The 292-nt window shown below is 52.7% G+C and carries 1 pseudogene; it reads left to right on the top strand.

What is annotated here, in order from left to right:
• Positions 1-292, top strand: a pseudogene (locus tag FDX22_RS16965) (phosphoglucomutase, alpha-D-glucose phosphate-specific); the annotation flags it as partial.

Raw genomic sequence — 292 nt, forward strand, 5'->3', positions numbered from 1 at the left:
CTAATGCACTGTTGGCTGATGGTCTGAAAGGCGTGAAGCGTATTCCGCTGGATGCCGCGCTGGCGTCCGGTCATGTTAAAGAACAAGACCTGGTTCAACCCTTCGTGGAAGGGCTGGCAGATATCGTCGATATGGCGGCAATCCAGAAAGCGGGTCTGACGCTGGGCGTTGATCCACTGGGTGGTTCCGGTATCGAATACTGGAAACGTATCGCTCAGCACTACAACCTGAATCTGACCCTCGTTAACGATCAGGTCGACCAGACTTTCCGCTTTATGCATCTCGATAAAGA

Origin of the sequence: Citrobacter sp. TBCS-14 (genome assembly GCF_005280805.1) — a bacterium.
GTDB classification, from domain to species: Bacteria; Pseudomonadota; Gammaproteobacteria; order Enterobacterales; family Enterobacteriaceae; genus Citrobacter; species Citrobacter gillenii.